Annotated in this window: 18 protein-coding genes; 6 read left to right on the forward strand and 12 right to left on the reverse strand. The window is 45.3% G+C overall.

The window, feature by feature from the left end; translation table 11 throughout:
- Window positions 1-115 precede the first annotated feature (115 nt).
- On the reverse strand, window positions 116-475 hold the full coding sequence (locus RMO52_RS09085; RefSeq protein ID WP_309745440.1) for an STAS domain-containing protein: 360 nt from the start codon (window positions 473-475) through the stop codon (window positions 116-118).
- A gap of 169 nt (window positions 476-644) precedes the next feature.
- A complete protein-coding gene (gene carA / locus RMO52_RS09090; protein WP_310413143.1) occupies window positions 645-1,787 on the reverse strand; it encodes a glutamine-hydrolyzing carbamoyl-phosphate synthase small subunit in 1,143 nt (380 codons plus the stop codon).
- A 291-nt stretch (window positions 1,788-2,078) separates the two neighbouring features.
- On the opposite strand from carA, the gene RMO52_RS09095 reads away from it, so the two are divergent.
- The 4 genes from RMO52_RS09095 (at window position 2,079) to RMO52_RS09110 (ending at window position 9,580) form a co-directional block, all read left to right on the forward strand.
- Window positions 2,079-3,164: a VWA domain-containing protein gene (locus RMO52_RS09095; protein WP_310413146.1), complete on the forward strand. Its 1,086-nt coding sequence runs from the start codon at window positions 2,079-2,081 to the stop codon at window positions 3,162-3,164.
- Between the two features lie 146 nt (window positions 3,165-3,310).
- Window positions 3,311-6,523, forward strand: coding sequence for a tubulin-like doman-containing protein (locus tag RMO52_RS09100; protein ID WP_310413149.1), 3,213 nt, complete (start codon window positions 3,311-3,313; stop codon window positions 6,521-6,523).
- A 70-nt stretch (window positions 6,524-6,593) separates the two neighbouring features.
- Window positions 6,594-8,948, forward strand: coding sequence for a hypothetical protein (locus RMO52_RS09105; RefSeq protein ID WP_310413152.1), 2,355 nt, complete (start codon window positions 6,594-6,596; stop codon window positions 8,946-8,948).
- Between the two features lie 11 nt (window positions 8,949-8,959).
- The gene (locus tag RMO52_RS09110; protein WP_310413154.1) at window positions 8,960-9,580 is read left to right on the forward strand and encodes a hypothetical protein; all 621 of its coding nucleotides are present in this window, start codon (window positions 8,960-8,962) and stop codon (window positions 9,578-9,580) included.
- Between the two features lie 58 nt (window positions 9,581-9,638).
- Here RMO52_RS09110 and RMO52_RS09115 read toward each other — a convergent pair whose 3' ends face one another.
- The 8 genes from RMO52_RS09115 to RMO52_RS09150 all read right to left on the reverse strand — a co-directional run bounded on the left by RMO52_RS09115 (window position 9,639) and on the right by RMO52_RS09150 (window position 20,118).
- A complete protein-coding gene (locus RMO52_RS09115) occupies window positions 9,639-10,037 on the reverse strand; it encodes a PIN domain-containing protein (protein ID WP_310413157.1) in 399 nt (132 codons plus the stop codon).
- A gap of 1 nt (window position 10,038) precedes the next feature.
- Window positions 10,039-10,272 carry a hypothetical protein gene (locus RMO52_RS09120; protein ID WP_310413160.1) on the reverse strand — a complete coding sequence of 78 codons (234 nt, stop codon included), beginning with the start codon at window positions 10,270-10,272 and terminating at the stop codon, window positions 10,039-10,041.
- A gap of 103 nt (window positions 10,273-10,375) precedes the next feature.
- Window positions 10,376-13,228 (reverse strand): excinuclease ABC subunit UvrA, encoded by a 2,853-nt coding sequence (gene uvrA, locus RMO52_RS09125; protein ID WP_310413162.1) that lies wholly within the window; start codon window positions 13,226-13,228, stop codon window positions 10,376-10,378.
- Between the two features lie 411 nt (window positions 13,229-13,639).
- A complete protein-coding gene (locus tag RMO52_RS09130) occupies window positions 13,640-14,386 on the reverse strand; it encodes a hypothetical protein (RefSeq protein WP_310413165.1) in 747 nt (248 codons plus the stop codon).
- Window positions 14,387-14,457: 71 nt separating this feature from the next.
- Window positions 14,458-16,284, reverse strand: coding sequence for an ABC transporter ATP-binding protein (locus RMO52_RS09135; RefSeq protein WP_310413167.1), 1,827 nt, complete (start codon window positions 16,282-16,284; stop codon window positions 14,458-14,460).
- A gap of 295 nt (window positions 16,285-16,579) precedes the next feature.
- Window positions 16,580-17,803 (reverse strand): DUF4912 domain-containing protein, encoded by a 1,224-nt coding sequence (locus RMO52_RS09140; RefSeq protein ID WP_396134931.1) that lies wholly within the window; start codon window positions 17,801-17,803, stop codon window positions 16,580-16,582.
- A gap of 773 nt (window positions 17,804-18,576) precedes the next feature.
- The gene (locus RMO52_RS09145) at window positions 18,577-19,917 is read right to left on the reverse strand and encodes a site-2 protease family protein (RefSeq protein ID WP_310413173.1); all 1,341 of its coding nucleotides are present in this window, start codon (window positions 19,915-19,917) and stop codon (window positions 18,577-18,579) included.
- Between the two features lie 3 nt (window positions 19,918-19,920).
- Entirely contained in the window at window positions 19,921-20,118 is a 198-nt protein-coding gene (locus RMO52_RS09150; RefSeq protein WP_310413176.1) for a hypothetical protein, read from the reverse strand.
- Between the two features lie 130 nt (window positions 20,119-20,248).
- On the opposite strand from RMO52_RS09150, the gene RMO52_RS09155 reads away from it, so the two are divergent.
- On the forward strand, window positions 20,249-20,920 hold the full coding sequence (locus RMO52_RS09155; RefSeq protein ID WP_310413179.1) for an MBL fold metallo-hydrolase: 672 nt from the start codon (window positions 20,249-20,251) through the stop codon (window positions 20,918-20,920).
- A 212-nt stretch (window positions 20,921-21,132) separates the two neighbouring features.
- Window positions 21,133-21,258 carry a photosystem II protein Y gene (locus RMO52_RS09160; RefSeq protein WP_309728675.1) on the forward strand — a complete coding sequence of 42 codons (126 nt, stop codon included), beginning with the start codon at window positions 21,133-21,135 and terminating at the stop codon, window positions 21,256-21,258.
- Window positions 21,259-21,363: 105 nt separating this feature from the next.
- Here the strand turns inward: RMO52_RS09160 and RMO52_RS09165 are convergent, their stop codons facing one another.
- Window positions 21,364-21,576 carry an NAD(P)H-quinone oxidoreductase subunit O gene (locus tag RMO52_RS09165; RefSeq protein ID WP_309728676.1) on the reverse strand — a complete coding sequence of 71 codons (213 nt, stop codon included), beginning with the start codon at window positions 21,574-21,576 and terminating at the stop codon, window positions 21,364-21,366.
- Between the two features lie 165 nt (window positions 21,577-21,741).
- Window positions 21,742-22,617: hypothetical protein (locus RMO52_RS09170; protein ID WP_310413182.1), on the reverse strand; the 876-nt coding region annotated here is incomplete at its 5' end.

Here is a 22,617-nt window from a genome sequence, read left to right on the forward strand (position 1 = left end):
GGTAGAGGGTAGAGGGTAGGGAATGGGGAGTTGGGAGTTGGGAGACGGATCGTTTAAGTCTTTTACCTCTTACCTCTTACCCCTTACCCTTTACCCTCTACCCTCTACCCTCTCTCTACCCTTTACCCTTTACACCTGGATCGAGCCTTGCTAATGCGGCATCGACGGAGGTCTGGAGTGAGAGAAATTGCTCTAGTCTGACGAGCTTAACAGTCTGGGTAACTCGTGCGTTGGTGACAATTTGGACGGTTCCTTCAACACCTTGAGCCTTTTTAACTAGTTGGACTAGCGCACCCAAGCCAGAACTATCGACAAAATCGATTTTAGATAGATCCAGAATCAGGTTTCCAGGGCCTTCTTCGACGCACTTATCCATGACCTTTCTAAAAGTCGGCTCTGAAAAGGCGTCTAGTAATCCAGTCAGACGGAAGAGTTGATAGTTATCTTTGACTTCGCGAGTGCCTCGGAGACTCACGGTTAGGCTTAGTGGTTCAGCGATAATAGCCTCCTTAAATTTTTACTTAAATAAATTATTATTTAGCGAGCGATCTCACACAATACTCTGGATCGATTCCAAGTTACAGCTATTTTGTCAAGTTTATCCTCTATCTAATGGCTGGCAATCGATCGCCCGTCTTCTATGCCTATTTTCTCGACTCCCGCATCTGTTGGACGAATTTGGCAAACAGATAATCGGCGTCATGTGGGCCAGGACTGGCTTCTGGATGATATTGCACCGAGAAGCAGGGCAGCGTTTTGTGCTGCAATCCGGCGATCGTCCGATCGTTTAAATTGAGATGGGTGATCTCGATTTCGGCACTCAACGAATCAGCCGCGATCGCAAAGCCATGATTTTGGCTGGTGATTTCGACTGTTTGGGTGAGTCCGGCGGGTTGATTGAGTCCGCGATGTCCGAATTTGAGTTTGAATGTTGCCGCGCCCATGGATAGACCGAGGATTTGATGACCCATACAGATGCCGAAAATCGGCTTGTCAGCACTCAATAACTCTTTAGTGGTGGCAATCCCATTAGCCACTGCGGCGGGGTCGCCAGGGCCATTAGAGAGGAAGATCCCATCAGGGTTGTGCTGGAGAATTTCAGCAGCGGAAGTACCCGCTGGCACGACAATCACCCGACAACCGTGGCTCGCTAACCGTTTGAGGATATTGCGCTTGACGCCAAAATCCAGGGCAACTACCGTTAATTTTTCGAGATCGCTAGCTGGGTCGTCGGATCTAAACTCCCACATCGCTTCGCTCGGCTGCGACCACTCATATACTGCTGGCGTAGTAACATTATCGACCAAGTTTAACCCGGTCATATCGGGCGCAGATTTGACCAGGTTTAACAGTTCGGCAGGATCGAGAACTTCTGTCGAAATCGCCCCATTCATGGCTCCAGCCGATCGCAATTTGCGAGTCAGCGCACGGGTGTCGATGCCATAAATCCCCGGAATATGGTGATGTTCGAGATATTTAGGGAGAGAGGCTGTCGATCGCCAGTTACTCGGACGATAGCAGACATTCCGCGCGATCGCACCTTTTACGTGAGGAGCGTGAGACTCCTCATCGTCGGGATTGACGCCTGTATTACCCAATTCTGGATAGGTAAACACGACAATTTGACCGCTATAGCTAGGATCGGTGAGGACTTCTTGATAGCCAGTCATCCCCGTATTGAAGACAACTTCGCCAATGGTCGTACCCATTGCGCCAAATGACCAACCAGGGTAGGTTGTGCCATCCGCTAGAACCAATAATGCTGGCAATACCGCAGAAACGGACATAGTATTTACAAACGGGTTATTGTGGCGGATGCTATTATACCACCCCTGAGATCTTTAATTAGTTCCCTCTTTTTCATCAGATTAGGAACGCGCTTCTCTGAAAGAGAAGCGTTGCAAACGAATGTCATCGATCGTCTCCCGTGAAGAGTCAATGCAACTTATTCGTCTGCTTCATAAATTTTAGCTAGTTTAAGCATCTTGATGTATCACTTGGTAAAGACAGAGGGAACTATAGGTATATCCGATATACTCCCCAACTATTTTCCCTTGAACTCAAGTTGCTCGAAAGTCGTGCCGAGTCATCAACCGTCTGACTGGCAAAAAACAGGTCTGAAACTGACATCCAGCCACCAAGGGCGGGATGTAGTACTAGCGATCGATCTAACTGGAAGTGTCCGCTTGAATGATGAGGGGCGGTTACGGCTCAAACAGATTATTCAAGATAGTTTGCATCCCGGTGATGCGGTATATGTCGTGCCATTTGCCTCGACGGTGAATCCGTTGCAACCACAGGTAGATTGCTTATCCGCAGATGCGGCGATGCCGTTTAGTGGTAAGCCAGCGGATATCGATCGCATTCTTCAGACATTGCCGCTCAAATCTAGTAATGCTTTACAGAATACCGATATTCAGATCGCGGAAGCGACAATTTACAAAGGTTTAGCGCAGTTAAATCAGTGTCGGCTCACCGCTAATAAAAGTATTCGATCCCAGTCGGTGGTGTGGCTGACAGATGCGCCACTATTAACTAAACCAGGCATCACTTCGGCTACATGGGTAGAGACTCCAGCCACTAGTCCGTTTCGTCAGCAAAATTCGGCAGAAAGTAAGGAGCGACAAGAATGGCTGAATGCTTTGCCATTGCAAATGCGATCGCAAAAAATCGGCAACTATAACTTGAGTGTGGTGGATATTGCGCCGACAGTGCAGGAATTTTGCACCCCAGCACCAGGTGGGAGCGAAACCTGTTTGATTAATGGTTATTTAGTTCAGCAGCTTTGGCTACCCGTTTTACTGAGTTCTTTGGGCATATTAACAACACTAGCAGGTGGTATTTGGTGGTTTAGACATTGGCGCAGTCTCCAGCAAGCTTGGAAGCTAACAATTGGCGATGCAAGTGACTCTGAGCAACAGATTTGCTATCTCCGCAATCGGCAAAAGTTGGGCATCGGTAGCGATATCGAATGTCGGGGGCACGATATTCGCGGCTACCTGCGGCGTGAGGGCAACAAGTTGTGGTTGGAGCCGAGTGGTGAGTTGCCGATTCATTACCAAAATAGCGAAGTCACTCAACGTCAAATCCTGACAGGTAGATGTATTCGGCTCAATTATCCCCACCAGTCTCGCGAATTGGAACTCACGATCGTTATTAACTAAACTATGCACTGATTTTGGCAGCAGTTCTAGTTTTTAAAAATAAAACTCTTGTAATCCGCATTCTGTCGTCAACAATCGAATCACTGAAATATTTATTTTGGTGATAGAGTCTACAATCTCCCATCTCCCCTCTCCCATTTAAAATTATGTCTCAAACTATTCAACGGACTCTTTGCATCGGCTTAGGTGGTACTGGGCGGGATGTGCTGATGCAGATTCGGCGGCTGATTATCGATCGATATGGCAGGCTCGATGCTTTGCCAGTGGTGAGTTTTGTCCATATCGACGCGGATAAAGGGGCGAGTGATATTTCGGGTTTGAGTACTGGGAATACCTATCGGGGTGAAAATATTCTGTTCACGCCTGCGGAACGGTTAACTGCAACGATGAGCAGTCAAGAAATCGACCAGTTAATCGGTGGATTGGAGCAGCAGGGTGAATTTGAACGTCAGAGTCCCTACGATCATATTAGAAGCTGGTTGCCACCTCAATTGATTCGGAATGTAAAGGCGATCGAAGATGGTGCTGGCGGGATTCGCCCCGTGGGGAGACTATCTTTTTTCCATAATTATCGCAAGATTAAAGCTGCATTTGAGACTGCCGAAAATCGCACCAGAGGGCACGAACAAGCTATGCTAGGGCAGGGATTTAGCGTGGAGTCTGGTTTAAACATTTTTGTGGTTGGCTCTCTGTGTGGCGGCACTGGTAGCGGGATGTTTTTGGATGTGGCGTATGCGCTACGAAAGGCTTATGGGGATATTGAGAATAAATTAGTCGGCTACTGGGTGATTAGTCCCGAACTTTATGGCGATACTCCCAGCATGAATGCCAATGTTTATGCGGCATTGAAGGAGTTAAACCACTATGCGGCTAGTAATACGCGGTTCAAAGCCTGTTACGATCCTCAGCAGTTGATTTCGGTGGATGAAGATCGTCCGCCGTTTGATTTTACTTACGTGCTGTCGAATCGCACGGCGACAGATTATCGGATTCTAGATAAAAATAAGCTCTGTAATGTCGTCGCTCACAAAATTTTCCTCGACTTTGGCGACGAATTGACTTCGGTAATTAAAAGCCAGAAGGACAATTTCCGCGATAAACTCACCCGCTTAGATAGTCATCCTCGTCGTAATGTCCAACGATATCTGACGTTTGGATTAGCTAAAATCTATTCGCCCCAAGAGCGAATCGTGCAAATGTCATTGACTAATGTCAGTCGGCGACTGATTAATTTTTGGCTCCGAGGCATCGGGCAAAGTCCAGATCCAGGGCTATTATTAAATCGCTTTTTATCGAAGTGGGGTGACTCTAGCGCGGATCGAGAATTTCCCCACCGTCTGCGAGATCTGGTGCAAGATAATGGCAAAACATTCGCGCAAGCTCTAAAGACTTGGAATAGTAAAATCGAACAAGAAATTGCGATGGTGAAAACATCAACAGATCGATCGCAATTACTCCAACAACTCCGCAGCGATACCCGCGCCCAGTTTCGGAAAGTTCAACCTGGAGAAACTGATGATATTCGCGGTGCATGGTTAACTCGCATCCAAAAAACTCAACCCCAACTTAGCAATCTCCTCATAAATGATATCGGGCACTTTTTTGGCGAACTACTCACCCCATCTCATTCTGAATTTTCGCTCAATAGTGCCCGTGGTTGGCTCGAAGCGATCTTGACACACATCAATGACTATCAACGCGGGCTAGAAGATTATATCCAAAACAAAGGTGGTTTATCCACTCAAGAAGATCTCGATACTCAATGGCGAAATGCCGAGCGTCGGATTCAAGATATTGAGGAGAAAAAAGGTTTTCTCGGCATGTTAGATAATAACAAGCAGAAAAACAAAGATTTTCAGATTGAAGCTACGCAGATTGTCACTATTAATAAAAAGCTAATTCAGGAGAACTTTGATTATCAGCTTTATAAAACAGCATTAGTTATCGCCAGTGAACTATCGAGCTTTATTCGATCGCTCATCCTGGAAGCTGGCTGGATCGACCAATTATTAGTCGCAGTCGAACTAAACTATAAGAAGCGGTGTGAAGATCTAGAACGACTGAATCCAGACGGAATTACTGGTGAAGCTTTGTTCTCACCGGAAGATGCTAATGTCTGCTACCTCGAATTTCTACCAGAGCAGAATGAAAAATCTATTCTCATCGATATCAGTGGGCAAATTCTCACCGAGAAGTTTACATTCGTCGAACAGTCATTGATGTACTTCTTAGTGCGAGTGACTGACGAGGAAAAGACATCAACTGGCTCGGTAATTCATTATTTTGTCGGCTCCCGCGATGTCGATGAAAGATTGGTAGGAACTAATATTACTGCGACGATAGATAAAATATTTGGTACTCAAGCGATTAGTTCATTACAGCCAGTCATGGCAAGGTTTCTTCAGAAATACCCGCTAGCTTCTGGTAATGCCGAACGCCGAATGCGTCAAATTATTAGTGAAGCTCAACCATTACTTCCCTTATTAACTAGAGATGGGCATTTTTATGAGGATGGTGGTAATAAGTCCGAAATTATTGCTTTCAAGCAAACCGACGATCGCGCTAGTCAACAATTACAAGAGTTACTAACTAGAAATGTTGGCATTAGCGAATCTATACTTAAATCAAGTCAAAATGATAGTGAAATAACGATTGTCAATGAATATGCAGCTTTCCCGCTGCGGTTAATTCAAGGGATCGATCGAATGCGCGAACATTATGATCGCGAATGCTCCCAAAACAGAGCGCGAATTCATAACGACTATCAACAAATATTCTCCGAAATTATCCCACCAGATGCGCGGCGGATGGAAGAGATGCAAGATGCTTTCTATGCTTGCTTGGCTTTCGGGATATTGGTACCGCAGGATAATTGTTACCTGTACGAAGTATATGACGAATTTCGCGATCGCAATAACTCGATTCAACTCAGTCTAATTTGGAGCGAAGCCTTAGAGCAGATATCCAAATCTAACGGCGTTGTGGAGAGCCTGCGAGATCGACGCAATAGCATTATCACTGAAATTCAAACCAATCCCAGCCAATGGACGGACATATATTTACCGCAACTGCGATCGTTTATTCAGCAGGTAGATAATCTCTCTAGAAATAGCCCAAACTACTCTGAAATTAACATCGTACTCGGTGAAGAAGCGACAATCGATCGACCAGCCACAAACGGAATTTTAAAGCTGCTATGGGGCTATTTAGACAAGTTAGCACAAGAGGCTAAAACCAATTCGATTAACTATAGTCAAACGCTACAAGCTCAACGTCCAGTTACTAACGATCGAGATTCGTTTGCGGAGTCTTCTCTTGGGGAAATTGATGCAGATATAGTTGATGCTAAATCTTCATAACATGAATTATGACTGGTAACATTATACCAGCCATACATCTAAAATTTTTACTAAAATCTATATTTAATAAATGCAAATTTTTACATTAATACCATCAGAAACTTGGGCTTCGATTTTAATATTAGTTATTATTAGCGGTGCGGCAGTTTCTTTACGGCTTACTCTTTACAAAAAACTTGAAGAAACCAATAAAAAAACTTCTCGACTATTGCTGGGTGGCAATTCAGAAGGAATTCAACCACCAATTGTCGCTCGACTGAGAGAACGTTATAAAGAGGCAAGTGAAAAGTTAGAGCATGTCAATACTCCTGCGTTAATTGATAGTGTCTACAAGGAAGAAAGAGTAAGATTTTTATTTCTCAAACTGCAATACGATCGCGCAGATGGCATTACTAAAGCCTTACCAAATTTATTAATCGCTTTTGGCTTGATCGGTACCTTTTGGGGAATCACTAGCAACTTAACCAATATTTCAAGTATCGTAACTGGTTTCAGTGAAAGTACTCCTGATGTTGGTAAACTAGTTCAGGGATTGCAATTACCACTACGAGATATGGGAGTTGCTTTTTCTACAAGTCTCTTTGGATTATTAGCAGGATCGATCTTAACTGTAAATAATACTACTTGCAGTATCAGCATTGCCAAGTATCAATTAATATCAGGATTAGAAGACTATCTCGATAATATCTATAAACCAACTGTTGAAGGTAATACTAGACTAGATACAGCGATCGATCGCATGGTAACGCAACAGCAAGAATTTCTCACCAGATTTCATGAAAATGTCGGTGCAGCACTAGAAAGATCCTTCGGTAAAGCTGCAAATCAAATTGCTGAAGAATGCGGCAGAATTAACAAAATTGCCGAAAATGTCTACACCAACTTCTCAAATGCTGCTGGTACAATCTCTACAGGTGCAAGTACCTTTCAGTATGCAGCTAAATCCCTAGAGTCTCAAACTAAAACTCTCGCCGAATCCCTATATGAATTTAAAAGTGGCGTAGATACATTTAAAATAGCCGCTAACCAAATCGAAAATAATAATATCGTCCAAAATCTCGATCGCATCTTAGCAGAACTAAATACCAGTCAACAGGCTTTTACTAATTCTACTCAAACTCTAGAGAATTCACTTGAAGGTATTACCAGCAGCAACAAGACAGCCGCAGAATTAGCCGAAAAAGTGTATCAGAGTTTGCATACTTCGATCTCTTCTATGGATAACGCATCTACAACCATCGAACGTAGTGCAAATACTTTTTCAAGTGCAGTCACCTTGATGGAAACTCATGCTCAGACTTTTGCATTTTTTGTACCAGGAATTCAAAAAAGTGCAAAAACTTTTGAGACAGCGGCTAATAAATTGGAGCAAAATAATATCATCCAAAATCTCGATCGAGTATTAGCAGAATTCACCACCACTCAAACAGCTTTTACCCATTCTACCCAAACTCTGCAAGGTTCACTCGAAGGAATTACCACCAGCAACCAAACAGCCGCGCAACTAGCTCAAACAGTTTACACGACATGGCAAGCCTCTACAAATAAAATTGATGCCGCATCTGAAACAATCAATAATGGGGCGATCCTCTTTCAGCAAGCCGCGACATCATTGCAAGGGCAAACACAAACTTTAGTAGGATTGGTACCACAGCTACAAACTGGCATAAGTGACTTTGTATCGGCTGCTAATAAAGTTAAGACAAACAACATTATTAAAAATTTAAATACTTTAGTAACAAACCTTGGCACCACTCAAGCAGAATTTACCAACTCAACTCAAACTTTAGCGGTAGGTGTTGAAGAAATGATGAGCAGTCATCAGCAAGCAAATCAAATCATCAAACAAGTCTATCAAGGGCTGGTAACAACTACCTCCAGCCTTCAAGAAGGATCGCATGATTTCGTTAATGCTGCTCAGGTTGTTCGAGATAGTTTACTCGCACTCGATCTCACTAACGCCGCTAATAAGTGGCAAAATACTCAGACTGAATTTGCCAATTCTACCGCAATCTTTAGTCAAGCTTCCAAAAATCTCCAGCCAGTTACAGCCAAATTAGAGCCAGCAATTGCTGCGATCGATCGAGCAGTTAATTCTCTTCAACAAGTTGGATCGGAAGTAGTCAATCTGAGTAAAAATAACGTCCAAGTTTCTGAATCGACACAAACTGCCATAGATGGATTCAATCGCAATTATCTAAAAGTATTGAACAACACAGATTTATCTATCCAAGATATTGGTATAACAAATCGCTCCAATTGGCAATCATTAGTAAATATCTTGGAGCCAAAAATTCAAACCGATCGAGAGTCTTTACAAAGATTGTTAACAGTGATTGAAAAACTAGAAATAATTGTGTCAAATGTTGACAATAAAAATAGTAGAGAGCGATCGGGTTTACAAGGGCTTTCGCAAAGTAATTAAATTAAAATGTTATGTCTAGAAGAATCGATCGATCCCATCAAGATGAAGAGTTAAATATATTTCAAGCATTTACCGATCTGATGTCAAATGCTTTCATGATTATTAGCTTTTTATTACTAATTAGTTTATTACAGTTGATATTAAAGACTGAAGAAAAAAACATATCTGTCGAGCCAATTATTATTGATGAAAAGTCTGGGGAATTCAAATTTCCTTCAGGAAGTGCAAATCTAACACCTGAACTCCTCAAGCATATTCAGACAAATGTTATACCCGCAATTCAGAACGCAACTAGACAAGGTAATATTGATTTTATCCAAGTAATTGGTCATACGGATAGCCAGGGAATTAGTAATGCCAGTAACCTTGACGGGAAACTCACCGCCGCTGCGACTGGAAGTGAAAAAATTAACGCTTTGAAAGCTGGATCTAATACCGATCTAGGTCTAATGAGAGCAGTCGCAGTAGTCCAGTTTTTGAATACCAAAAAATTAGGCAAAGTTAATTTCAGAGCTTATTCTGCTGGTCAATTATACATGCCATCGGGTAAACTTGCCAAGATCGATCGAGGTGCCGATGATACTAGACGCAGGATTGAAATTCGATTTATTCCTTATGGGCAGAAGAAATAATAAAGACTATGCTATTTTGTATGACTACTTCGATTTTCCAGTTGCATCAGTGTGATGATTACCAAATAATTGGAACTACGCCCGACATAGTGATGTTTCGATCGCAAGTCAGAATACTAACCTGTTTGCCTTGATTTTTTAAGATTATCGCAGTAGCTACAATCTGTCTATCGTGCATTTCATTGATACTGAGTAAAGTATTTGTAATTTCAATGATTGCTCGATCTAGTGGATAAACAACGACCCTTGGATCGCCATTAACTGCGGTATGTAAATCGTTAACTGAAGGAATGGAAGTTTTCCCTCTCTCGACGATAAAGGATGCTTCAGCTAGCGCAATCGCTGGTAAAACTAATTTACTTTCTGAATTTTCCAAAATCTGCTTTGCCGCGTTTCCCAACCGAGGATTACCTTCTAGAAACCAAATTAACGCATGAGTATCAACGATGTATTGCATTTCAACTCCAGTCGAGAGAATCATCTATATCTTCCTGGAACTCGGCGATTTTAAAATCTTCGGTGGTAGATTGCTTGTTGCCTGAAAACATGCCAAGAGTGATAAATCGATTTGTCGGATTAGTATCTATAGAATCTAAAAAGGTAACTATTACTTTACTCGATCGAATATTTGGCGGAATCTCCGTTAATTGGACAATTCCATTTTCATAAGTTCCCGCGATTGATTGCAACATATCTACATTCCTGAAGTTAATATGTGTATTCAGTGCTTCTAATATCCTAGCTCAGAGACAGAGCTTTCGCATCCATGATTTAGTGAATAAAGCTCAATAATTATTAGTTCTTCACAGATTGCGCGTGTTGTTTCAACACCTGCTTTAAATACTTCCCAGTATGCGACTTAGGATTTTTCGCCACCTGTTCTGGCGTTCCCACTGCTACTAATTCTCCTCCCTTATTACCACCTTCTGGCCCCAGATCGATCGTCCAGTCGGAGCAGCGAATCACGTCGAGGTTGTGTTCGATGACGATCATGGAGTTCCCCTTGTCTACTAGTCTTTGCAGCACGTCGAGGAGCTTGTGGACATCGTAGAATGACAGTCCGGTGGTAGGTTCGTCAATTAAGTACAAGGTTTTACCCGTGGCGCGTTTGGAGAGTTCGGTGGCGAGTTTGACGCGTTGGGCTTCGCCGCCGGAAAGGGTAGGGGCGGTTTGTCCGAGTTTGACGTAGCCCAAGCCGACATCGACGAGGGTTTGGAGGCGGGTGGCGGCGCGGGGGATATTTTGGAAGAATTCTAAGCCTTCTTCGACGGTCATATTTAGGACATCGGCGATCGATTTGCCTTTATATTTAACTTGGAGGGTTTCGCGGTTGTAGCGTTCGCCTTTGCAGACATCGCATTGGACGTAGACATCGGGGAGGAAGTTCATCTCGATGATATTTACGCCTTGTCCGCCACAGGCTTCACAGCGTCCGCCTTTGACATTGAAGGAAAATTGTCCGGCTTTATAGCCGCGTGTTTTGGCTTCGATGGTTTGGGTGAAGACTTCGCGGATGGTGTCGAATACGCCTGTATAAGTGACGGGATTCGATCGCGGAGTACGTCCGATCGGCGATTGATCGATGATAATAACTTTATCGATCGCACTAATGCCTTGCAACTCATCGACATCTTTGGGAAATGGTACCCGTTTGGTGAGGTGGTGCTGTAAGGCGGGGTGCAATAGCTCGTTAATGAGGGTGGATTTGCCCGAACCGGATACGCCTGTAATTGAGACGAGTTTACCGAGCGGGAACTCGACATCGAGATGTTTGAGGTTATTGCGGTTGGCGTTTTTGAGGGTGAGATTGCGTCCATTTCCTTCTCTACGGATGGCGGGTGTCTCGATTCCCATGCGTCCCGATAAATAGGCACCTGTAATTGAATCTTCGGAATTTAGCAGCGCATTTAGGTCGCCCTCGACGACGATCTTACCACCATGTACGCCTGCACCGGGGCCGATATCGACGAGATGGTCGGCGGCGCGGATGGTGTCCTCGTCATGTTCGACAACGATGAGGGTATTGCCTAAGTCGCGCAATTTGGTGAGGGTGTCTAGTAGCCGTCCGTTATCGCGCTGGTGCAAGCCGATACTCGGTTCGTCGAGGACGTATAATACGCCTGTCAAGCCGGAACCGATTTGGGTAGCGAGGCGGATGCGTTGGGCTTCGCCGCCGGAGAGGGTCATCGCCGCTCGATCGAGTGTGAGATAATCTAAACCAACGTTGAGTAAAAATTGTAGTCGGGCGGTAATTTCTTTGAGAACTAATTCGCCGATTTTAATTTGTTTATCAGTTAATTTTAGACGATCGAGTTTGTCCAAGCATTCATCGATCGATGCACTGGTAAAATCCAGAATGCCATACTGCCCCAATTTTACCGATTGGGCTTCGGCTTTTAAACGATTGCCACCGCAGGCTTCACAAGGGCGATTGGTAAGGTATTGTTCGAGCTTTTGCTTTTGCAATTCTGAGGCATCATTGTATTGACGATCGAGAATTTTAAGTACACCTTTAAAGCGACGATGTTCGTCGATATCTTCCATCCAAATCGGCTCGGTGCGTCCTTCCAAAACCAGGTTTTTCTGTTCGGGAGTGAGTTTATTCCACGGGGTATCGAGGGCAAATCCGGCGGCTTGACCCAGGCTATATAATAGGGATAAATAATAGGAATTATCTTTATCCGACCACGGTGCGATCGCGTGGTAGACAGCCGCAGATGGATCGGGAATAATTAATTCGGGGTCGAATGTGCGGGAGCTACCGATACCGTGACAAGCTGGACAAGCACCGTAAGGTGAATTAAAAGAGAACAATCGCGGCGATAATTCTTCCATTACTGCGCCATGTTCGGGACAGGCAAATTTCTCTGAAAAGACTAGTTCTTGTGGTAAGTTTTCCTTGTTTTCCTCAGATTCATCCGCTATAATGGAAATGGTGGCTATACCTTCTCCATGTCGTAAACAGGTGGTCAAAGAGTCGGATAAGCGCGATTCGATCCCTTCTTTATTAACCAACCGATCGACCACAATTTCGACCGTATGATGTTGATTTTTATCTAAGACAATCCGATCGGCTAATTCGCGAATTTCACCATTTATCCGCACTCTTACGAAGCCTTCAGATGCGAGACTAGATAACACCTTTTGATGCGTCCCTTTCTTACCACGCACAATGGGAGCTAGGATCTGAAACTTAGTCCGTTCGGGGAGAGCGCGAATTCTGTCGCTCATTTCATCGATTGTTTGGGGCGCGATCGATCGATCGCACTGCGGACAGTGCGGCGTACCCGCGCGACCGTATAATAACCGAAAATAATCATAAATCTCCGTTACCGTCCCGACAGTCGATCGGGGATTATTAGAAGTAGACTTTTGATCGATCGAGATGGCTGGACTCAAACCTTCGATCGCATCCACATCTGGCTTATCCAATTGTCCCAGAAATTGCCGCGCGTAGGCACTCAGGGACTCCACATACCGCCGCTGACCCTCAGCAAAAATCGTATCGAAGGCGAGGGAGGATTTGCCCGAACCAGACACCCCTGTGAATACTATCAATCGATCGCGCGGTAGCTCTAAACTAATATTCTTGAGATTATGCTGTTTTGCACCACGGATGCGAATGGTGTCTCGGTCGGTTGAAGCCATAGGGATCGAGCGGGGAATTCACGATAGAGCAAACTTATGTTTTAACACAATTGTTCGCTGTCTTGACGTCTTCCCCGATAAATTATTCGCACAAATTCGATCGTCAGCTCTCGACCCGATCGGTGGGAATATAATTAGACTTGGAGGATAATCTCGTCCGGCGTTGTGCGAGTAGGTGAGCATCAGCCATTGAGATTACCTCCGGTAGGCTACGCCAACGCTTCATCTAGCATTAAATTGGTGATATCTAGCATCCGACAAGCTGCTCTCAAATTAGCAATATCTCTGGCTCTAGTTTCCGGATCGGGCATTTTAAACTCTTTATTCATGACTAATTCCAGTTACGTTGAATATCTTGTAAACTAGCGATACTTACATCTAGAGATGCTTGAGTTTGTTCGAGCGATCGAGCTAAGGTGAATTACAATAGGCACTAGCATTACCAGCGACTTGAGATGGTGAACCATAGGGTAAATTGGACACCATACATTTTGTTGATTGACCTCTTTGATTAAGACCATTTCTCATTTGGTTATTCAAATTGCCGATCGCTTGAGCGCCTACCGCACTGCTGCGATTTTGGTAAGCTTGAGCAACTTGATTGCTCATTTCAACCAACTGTGCGCCCTTTTCGTTGAGCATGGTAAATTTAGTCAACAATACATTTAATTTAGCGTCGTCACGAGCTTGGATGGCACTCCGAGTCTGCTTGGAAAGTTGATTGTAGCCCCGATAAACCTGAGCTAGTTCCCCCCTGATTCGGTATGTGGTGTCTAATGTGGTTTGGGCTGATGCTGGATCGCCAGCATAGTAAGGCAAGCTTTGTAATCCCAACTCACTATTTCGCTGAAGATGAACGGCTGCTTGCCCAGATGTTTGGATGAGAACGTTGGTAAGTTTAAATGCTCGATCGCGATTGGGTGCGTTCCGGAATTGCTCGAATGCCGCAGCATATTTAGTAGTTGCCTGATTTGCTAGCTGTTCTTCTTGGTTGGCTGCATCTACTAATGGGCGATATCTAGCGACTTGGGCGAGTAGACTCGAAGTGAGACGTGTCTTTTCTGTTCGGTTCAGGCTGTGGCTCAGTGCCGGGATCGGCACTAATACGCCTGCTAACATCGTCACGATCCCGAGTTGGATTCCAGATAATTTCATCATTAATGACCTAATGAAACTTGTACGACTAGTGTAGCATTTCTGTTCGGTATTGCCGTACAGTTGACTACAAACTAAGTCCCTAGCATTTGTAATTGATATAAACCTGCATACAAGCCACCCTGCTCCAGTAATTCCTCATGGGTACCCGACTCGACCAAACTACCTTGTTTGAGGACAAAAATTCGATCGACATTCCGAATTGTCGATAAACGGTGGGCGATAATAATTGCTGTCCGATCGACAATTATTCGATCCAAAGCATCTTGAATTAAGACTTCCGTTCCGACATCTAGACTGGCGGTGGCTTCATCTAAAACGAGAATTCTGGGATTACGAATTACCGATCGCGCAAAAGCAATTAGTTGTTTTTGTCCAGCCGATAAATTCGCGCCGCGTTCGCGTAATTGGGTATCATAACCTTGGGGGAGTTGAGTGATGAAGCGATCGATATTTGTCGATCGAGCCGCGTGGAGGATTTCCGCTTCGGTATAACTTTCACCCAAGGTAATATTCTCCCGCACGTTGCCAGCAAACAGAAAACCATCTTGCAAAATCACGCCCAAATAGCGGCGGAGTTCGGCTTGAGTAATATTTTTGATATCTACCCCATCCACCAAAATTCGCCCCTTTGTAGGCTCATATAGACGGCAGAGCAAGCGAATAATCGAGCTTTTACCCGCACCAGTCGGCCCGACTAAGGCGATCTTTTCACCTGGCTTAATCGTAAAGTCCAAATCGCGAATTACATAGTCATCATCTTTATAAGCAAACCAGACATGCTCGAACCGAATTTCACCTTGGGAAGCACTATCGACATGCGTCAGATGTTCGCTTTGCGCTGGATCGATATCTTGAATTTCGATCGGCTCGTTGAGGATATCATTAATCCGTTCTACTGAGGTAAACCCCGATTGAATAGCGGTGAATTTCTCGGCAAATTGCCGCAAGGGTTCAAACAATCTTTGCGCGTACAAAATAAACGCAGACAAAGTTCCAAAATCCAGAGTTTTATTCAATACCATTAAACCGCCCAACCAGAGTACTGCGGCGATCGCCACGAGTGAAATCCACTCTAAAGTCGCCGAAACTGCCGAGTCATGAAAGTTAGTTTTATCGATTTCGCGAATATACCGATCGCGTACCGTCCGAAATAGTTCGGCATTATATTTTTCGCGCCGAAATAGTTGGACGACATTAATGCCGACGACATTTTCTTGCACCATCGAATTGAGTAATGACAACTCTTCCCGACCGCGATAATTTGCTTTACGATATTCTTGTTGGAAATAGATTACTATTGCCGCAACTGGAATCAACATGATTAATAACACCAGGGCAATTTGCCACTGAAGCATAATCATAAAATAAATCATCACCACGATCGAGAATAAATCGCTAATAATCCCGATCGCCCCACTGGTAAAGACATCGCCCAAAGCTTCCACATCATTAGTCAAGCGGGTGATCAGCTTACCCACAGGCGTTCGATCGAAAAACCGCACCGCCAAAGATGTCACTCGATCGAATAAATCATTGCGAATATCGGCGGTAATTTGTTGCCCGATCCGTTGGGATGTATAACCTTGAATTGCGGTCAAAACTAATCTGACAACTACCGTCGCCATTAGCAGTAATGTCAGAACATTCAATCCATCTAACATGGATAAATTACTAACAAAATCCCAAGTTTTTTCATCCCTAATCTTCGAGATTGCCTGACCGACAATTAGCGGTTGTACCGCATTAGCAATTGCCAATGGAATCAACAACCCAAATGACACGAAAAATAAATTACCACTGCGACGAGCATAGGGTAACAATCTCAATAATAATCGCCAGTCATTATCGGGAAGTACCGACGATTTTCGATTTTGGCCGCGCGGTGTCGCATTAGTCATGTAAATTGGGAATTTAAAGGTGGGGTTGAGGCAAGCGCGATCGCTAGTTAACTAATTTTGGCTAGATATGGAGCGAAGATTTGCCGATTTTAGCTAACAGATCGAGATTTCGATTGTATTGTTACAGACGACACAAATTGCCCATAATAGTTCTAGGATAACAGGTTTGACTGAACTAGGGCTAAATGTCACTACCGCTCGATCGCGACAAATTAGCCCCACCAACCGCGAGGATTGATGGGGCTAATTTAGATCGTCCAGTTGCTACGACTGGTTGGCTGACTCCACAGAGCGCCTAGAACCACTTTTCGGCTACTGCTTCTTCCTTGGTATTAGTATTCCGCGAAGGCGTCGAGCGATCGAATGTCATATGTACCGAGCGTTGCTGTTCGCCATCTTTAGCGACAGCCACGATTGGATAATCGATGTTGCCGTCTTGGAAGGACATCTGGAACCGGAAGGTACCATCGGGATTGAGCTTGATTTGGCGTCCGCCGATGGATACTGCTGCATCGGGTTCGGTAGCACCATAGACGATCAATTCCGCATCAGCAATCAGCCAGAATTGACGCTGACGTTCGCTGATGTCCATGCCGATTCCGGACATACCCACACCGGACATATTCACGCCAGAAGCCGTTGGTAGTGCCCACATGCCAGCTCCAGAGGGGAAGACAAAGGAACTAATCGACTCTAGTGGCGAATGCTGCATCGAACCGTAGAGCGAGCCAGAAATCCGTAAGGAATCGACTGAATCACCCATGCCAAAGATCCGCTCGTAGATCGCATTTGGGTTATTATCGGTACCTGTTGTAGCACTCGTGCCACTAACACCATCTTCAGATCCTTTGTAGGTGGGAGGTACCAATTCGACAAATGTTTTGCCCACGAGTTCTTCTTCCCACGGTACGGTGATGAAGATATCTTCGATCCAGTCAGAGGGATAAACGGGAGGAATGCCCACAGATGCCGAACGCGCCAGTACCAACCATCTACCATCGCCACAACGATAGCCGATATCGATCGTGTAATAACGATCGCTCACGGGGATGGGGAGGTACCATTCACGAGCCATCTCATCGATCGGGTATTCTTGGATACTGTGGGGGCTTTGATGCTCTAGATTGATATCGGTAACATCATAGATCCGCAGCGCCAATTGTTGTCCGCCGTGGTAGCGCAATTCATTTTTGTGCTCGATGGGAATGTCCCAGTAAGCATAAGCCCACTGCGGATCGCGAGGTAATAACACGATGCGGCTGTCGCCATAACCGTTAGGCAAATCTCCCAATCCTTCATCTACTGCTACTAATTCCGCAGCGGTAAGATCGACATCGACTCCGAGTTCAAATTTGCCTGCTTCCACTTCTAATTGTGCCTCCAGTTGAGTAGATGGAATATGAGTAGACTGACTAGTCTGAATTTTCTGAATTTCTTCCAGGAGTTGGGATTTCCGCATCCTGCTGTATCGAGACACTCCACACACACTCGCCACGCGGCGTAGTTGTCTGAGGGTCATTTCTTCTAATGCGTTATCTGTCGCCACGATCTGACCTCCGAATAATGTGGAAATAGCAAATTCAGCGAACTTGTATCTACACTTGTTGTCATCTAGTAAAAGTTGCTATCGTTAGTCAGTGGATTACTGACCTAACTATCTTTAAGCTGTTTATTAAATTTCTAGAGTCTGCTCAGTCGAGGGTGTAGCTCGATTGCAGGTGACTAAATTGCGATCTTTAAAAATACATCTGTTAATTTAAGTTACTAGTTTCCGAACCAGTTATAGGTTGTTGTTAGTTATTAATAATTGATGTTTCTTTAATCCATTTAACAAAACTTTGCCCTAGTTAGTCAAGGGGGGATCGCCTTCAATTTCTGGGGTTTAACGAATTTGCGTCGTTTGGGCTGTGGTAATTGTCAGGGTTTCTTGACAATTGGTTGGATTTTAGATCGATAAGTGATTGTACTCAGCGCAGCGGCAAACTTTAGATATGGCTGGTCGATCGATCGGTTGTTGTACTTAGCGAAGCGGCAAATGTTAGATATTAGTGAGTTGCGATCTTCCTGGCGGAGGCAGAACCCGGATCTGGGGGTACCGACCCCCAGCCCCCCGTTGAAAGCGGCTCGCGCACGCCTTTGTTTCCCAACGGTTTAGCGAGACAAGACAGCGTGGTGCGGCATTCACTCCAGTCTGGACTTTAGTTGGGGTCGGTTGGGATACGATCGATTGACAATTGACAATTCACTATCCACTATCCACTATCCACTACTCACTATTCACTATTCACTACTCTAAATATTGAGTAACTGGCTTAAGATTGCTGGTACGGGAATGAGCGTGAGGATTAAAATGGCTAGGATGCCGATACCTAGGGCATCTCGCCAGTGATTTAGATCGGAGACATCATTGAGTGCGGGTTCGTCGATCGCGGGGATGAGCGATACGAAAATTGCTAAAAATAGCAGATCGGTATTCCCATCTGAAGATCTAAACCGAATTACGCCAAGAATGAATAAGATTAGCTTACTTAGCTGGGAGACGATCGCGCTGGTTTTTTGACCGAACATCCCATGCACGATGTAGCCGCCATCGAGTCGGCGTAAGGGCATCAATTTGACCGTGATTACTAGGAAACTAATATAAGCGGCGATCGCGACTGTATTCAATGAGATCGCGCGTTCGGCGACAAATCTACTGCCTAATGCTAACTTACTCAATAATGTCAGCAAGATCGAAAAGCGCGGGTCGAATGCGTGAAAAGATAACAAGGTGGACTTGAGTTCGATCGGTACGATCTCTGATTGGCTCAGCCCCCACAGTAACAATGGAATCGCGATCGCCAGTCCGAAAATCGACGCCCCAAAGCCCAGATCGAACACGGCTTTGCGGTTGGGAATGGGCGATCGCATTTGCACCAGACAGCCATAAGTACCCGGCCAAAATGGTAATGGAATAAAATAGGGTAAATTGGTGTCGATCTGATAAAATCGCGCGACCAAATAACGCCCTAAGTCATGCAATCCTAAAATCGAAATAAGGCTCATCGCATAGGGTAAACCCGCTTGAAGAATCTCACCGATATCGCCTTGGGGCAACCGGGCTAACGCCGCACCAAAATAGGTCGTCGGAATCGATGTGAGCATTAATAATACCATCGCGATCGCGCCATCGAGCCACCGTTGCGATCCGGTAATTAGGGTTTGCTGGGGGCGGGGGACGAGGGCAAAAAAGGGCTTGCCTGTCGATAGGCTATATTGAAATAAAATAAAAAACCGATCGCCGAATAAATCTTCCACATTATGTTTGAGGGTCGCATAAGCGGTATCGGGATCGGTTCGCAATTTACCGCGACATAAGACGGCTTGGGGGCGATATTCAATTTTTTCAAGAAAAAACACATTCCAAGCAAAACAGGTCTTGAGGATCGCCTCCTCGTGAGCTTCGATCGGTCGAGCGCTAGTAGCTGGCTCAGTCTCTGCTAGGGTGGTCGTTGCTGGGTCTTCGGCTGGCGCTAAAACTGGCGAATCGATCGCTTGGAGCAGGGCTGGATCGGTAGGAGCAGCAACCGGGTCGATCGATCGCGATCTCGGTCGCCGCCAGTCGAGCAACCGACAGTAGAGAAACCAGCACATGGATCAGCCGACAATAAAAATTGGCAACGGTGGAACTTGCTTACTCCACGTTACTGTCGCACCCGTCAACAAGGGTGGAATCATCAGGATCGCCCACAAAATCCAGAGCGGCACTACAGTCACCTGACTGACAGTTCGATCCAGAATGATATATGTCAAGACGCCCGCTAAGATTAAGATGAATAGTAGAGACAACCACATGAATAAAATTACTAATTAATCGATCGAAACAGAGAACTAGTTGTTGCCATCGATTTGCGATTGAAGCACTCGTCACCCAGGCTTCAACCGCAGCAGTCTTAGCAATTGCTCAACTTTATTTAAACTCTTTATGCCGCCCGAATCAAACTTATCTAACCCATCACTGTCAATTACAACTCCTGTCACTAAACCGCCAACAGAAATTCTACCAGGTATCTTTGCTTTTCCCCCCAACCGTGATACCCTCGGCGGGACTGCTTACGCGATCGTGACTCCCAATGGCAATATCTTAATCGATAGTCCCGCTTGGAATGATGTCAATCGCCAGTTTGTCCGCGATCGTGGTGGCATTCGTTCGTTAGCAATTACCCATCGGGGGGGCATCGGTCAAACTCCAGCGATCGTCTCTGAATTTAACTGTGAAGTTGTCGTACAAGAACAAGAAGCCTACCTACTTCCAGGACTAAAAGTCACGACATTTCAGTCCAAAATTAGTATTAACGATAGCATACACGCAATTTGGACTCCCGGACATTCACCCGGATCTTTTTGTGTCTATTATGCTGAGGCTGGTGGTGTATTGTTTACAGGTCGGCATTTATTGCCAGACCACTTAGGTGCTGCCGTACCCATCCGTACTCCCAAGACTTTTCATTGGCCGCGCCAGCTTCGCAGCGTTGCCGCTATTTGGCAACATTTTCCCGCCCTACAACCGCTGAGCCATATCTGTCCGGGTGCGAATACTGGCTTATTGCGCGGTCGCGGCACGATTAAAATCGATCGCGACCGCTCAGCAGTGTAACTCTCGACTGCTCTGGGTGGAACGCGAGCGACGTTGGCGAAGCTTCGTCAATACTCAGCTCGCTTTCCCTCCCCAAATCCATACTTCACACCACAACACTTACAACTTGTCAATTTAGGGATGAATCCAATACCAGTCCCTAATTCTGCTAAAGTAAGTAGGCGATCTTTAGTGAGCGACAAAGCTTTTACTTTTAATTTAGGAAAACAACTATGGACTTCGACTTTCGGCTGTTAATCGTGCTTGCTCCTCTAGCTGCTGCGGCTGGTTGGGCTGTTTTCAATATTTTGCCAGCCGCCCTCAGACAAATTAAAGAACTCTTACGCGACAAAAACTAATAGAAATATCTACTGGTTTTTGTCGGTAGTGGAATGGTGCCATTATTGCCATCATTCTCCGAGCATTCATCTGTGTCCAGGCAGACATCGATCGCCGCAGCTAGCTTAAAATCCTTCTAGCTGGTCGAGTCGGAGCCAAATGTTTGGTGTTGGCACTTGCCCGAATTTAACTAGCGCGTAGTCCCCTCGGAGATCTAACACCTCACCTTTGGTTTCAAATAAATATTTGGGAAATCTGGCGTCACTAGCTTTAGCTTCGAGACTGTTTGCCAGCATATTTGCGATCGCGCGCACGGAATCTCCTTTCTTGACTGCCATATGTTAGGTGTTAGGTATTAGGTATTAGGGAATAGAAATTAGGTATTAGGCTTTGGGCTTTGGGCTTTAGGGAATAGGGTTTAGGTTTTAGGCTAGATCTATACCTAACACCTAAATCCTACCATCTAATCCCTAAAGCCTAATACCTAACACCTAAAGCCTAGTTTAGCGTCGGCGACTGCCAAAACCCGAACCGGAACGGCTGCGACCGCCACTGCCAAAGCTGCGGCTGGAACCGCCTGCGGGACGTTGGTTGTAGCGAGAGCGATCGGATTGACGCAGGGTGCTACTGCCAAAACCCGAACCAGTGCCGCGATTGCGCTCGACTGAACGATTGGTATTGGTATTGGTGCGATTGAAGTTATTGTTATTATTCAATCTACCCGTCGTCCGTAGTGTCGTCCGATTGACGACTGCTGGGGGCTGGCTATTGTAGCGAGTTTGATAACCTTGGACGGCTTGACCGTAATTACTACCATAGCCACCAAAGCCACGCAGTCCACCAGAATTATAAACTGGGGGTACATAATACTGCGGTCTAAACAAGGCATTCCCGATCGCTTGTCCGGCTAGAGAGCCAGCGACAGAACCAGCAAAAGGTGCCCAGAAGTTGGATTCTCGTCGGACGACAACGGTTTCTTGTTGTCCGGTTTGAGGATTGGTCTGAGCCTGTGTCACATTATGCACATACTCAATTTTAAAGTCTTCTGGCACGTGGAGGGAGACTTGCCCGTTTTCTGACTTGAAATAAGCCTTTTCATTTGCTTTGACTTCTTCATCGGTCAATCGCGCCATTTGGAGATTGGTACTGCGGTACACAGGTGGCGTACCAGCAGGTGTGTTCAGCAGCATGAGGCTGTATTCACCGTTTGCATCGTTATAGGTGGCTTGCTGGACGGGATATTTGCCATCAGCGATCGGCTTTTGATTGGTGTTATTACTGACCGCCGGATTTTGGACGGAAGTAGTTTGCTGTCGATCTCGTCCCTGAGATGTCCGATCTTCCGAGCCACAGGCTACAGAAGTAACAGACAACGTTAA

The sequence above is a fragment of the Chamaesiphon sp. OTE_8_metabat_110 genome, assembly GCF_031382685.1.
In the GTDB taxonomy this organism is placed as follows: Bacteria; Cyanobacteriota; Cyanobacteriia; order Cyanobacteriales; family Chamaesiphonaceae; genus Chamaesiphon.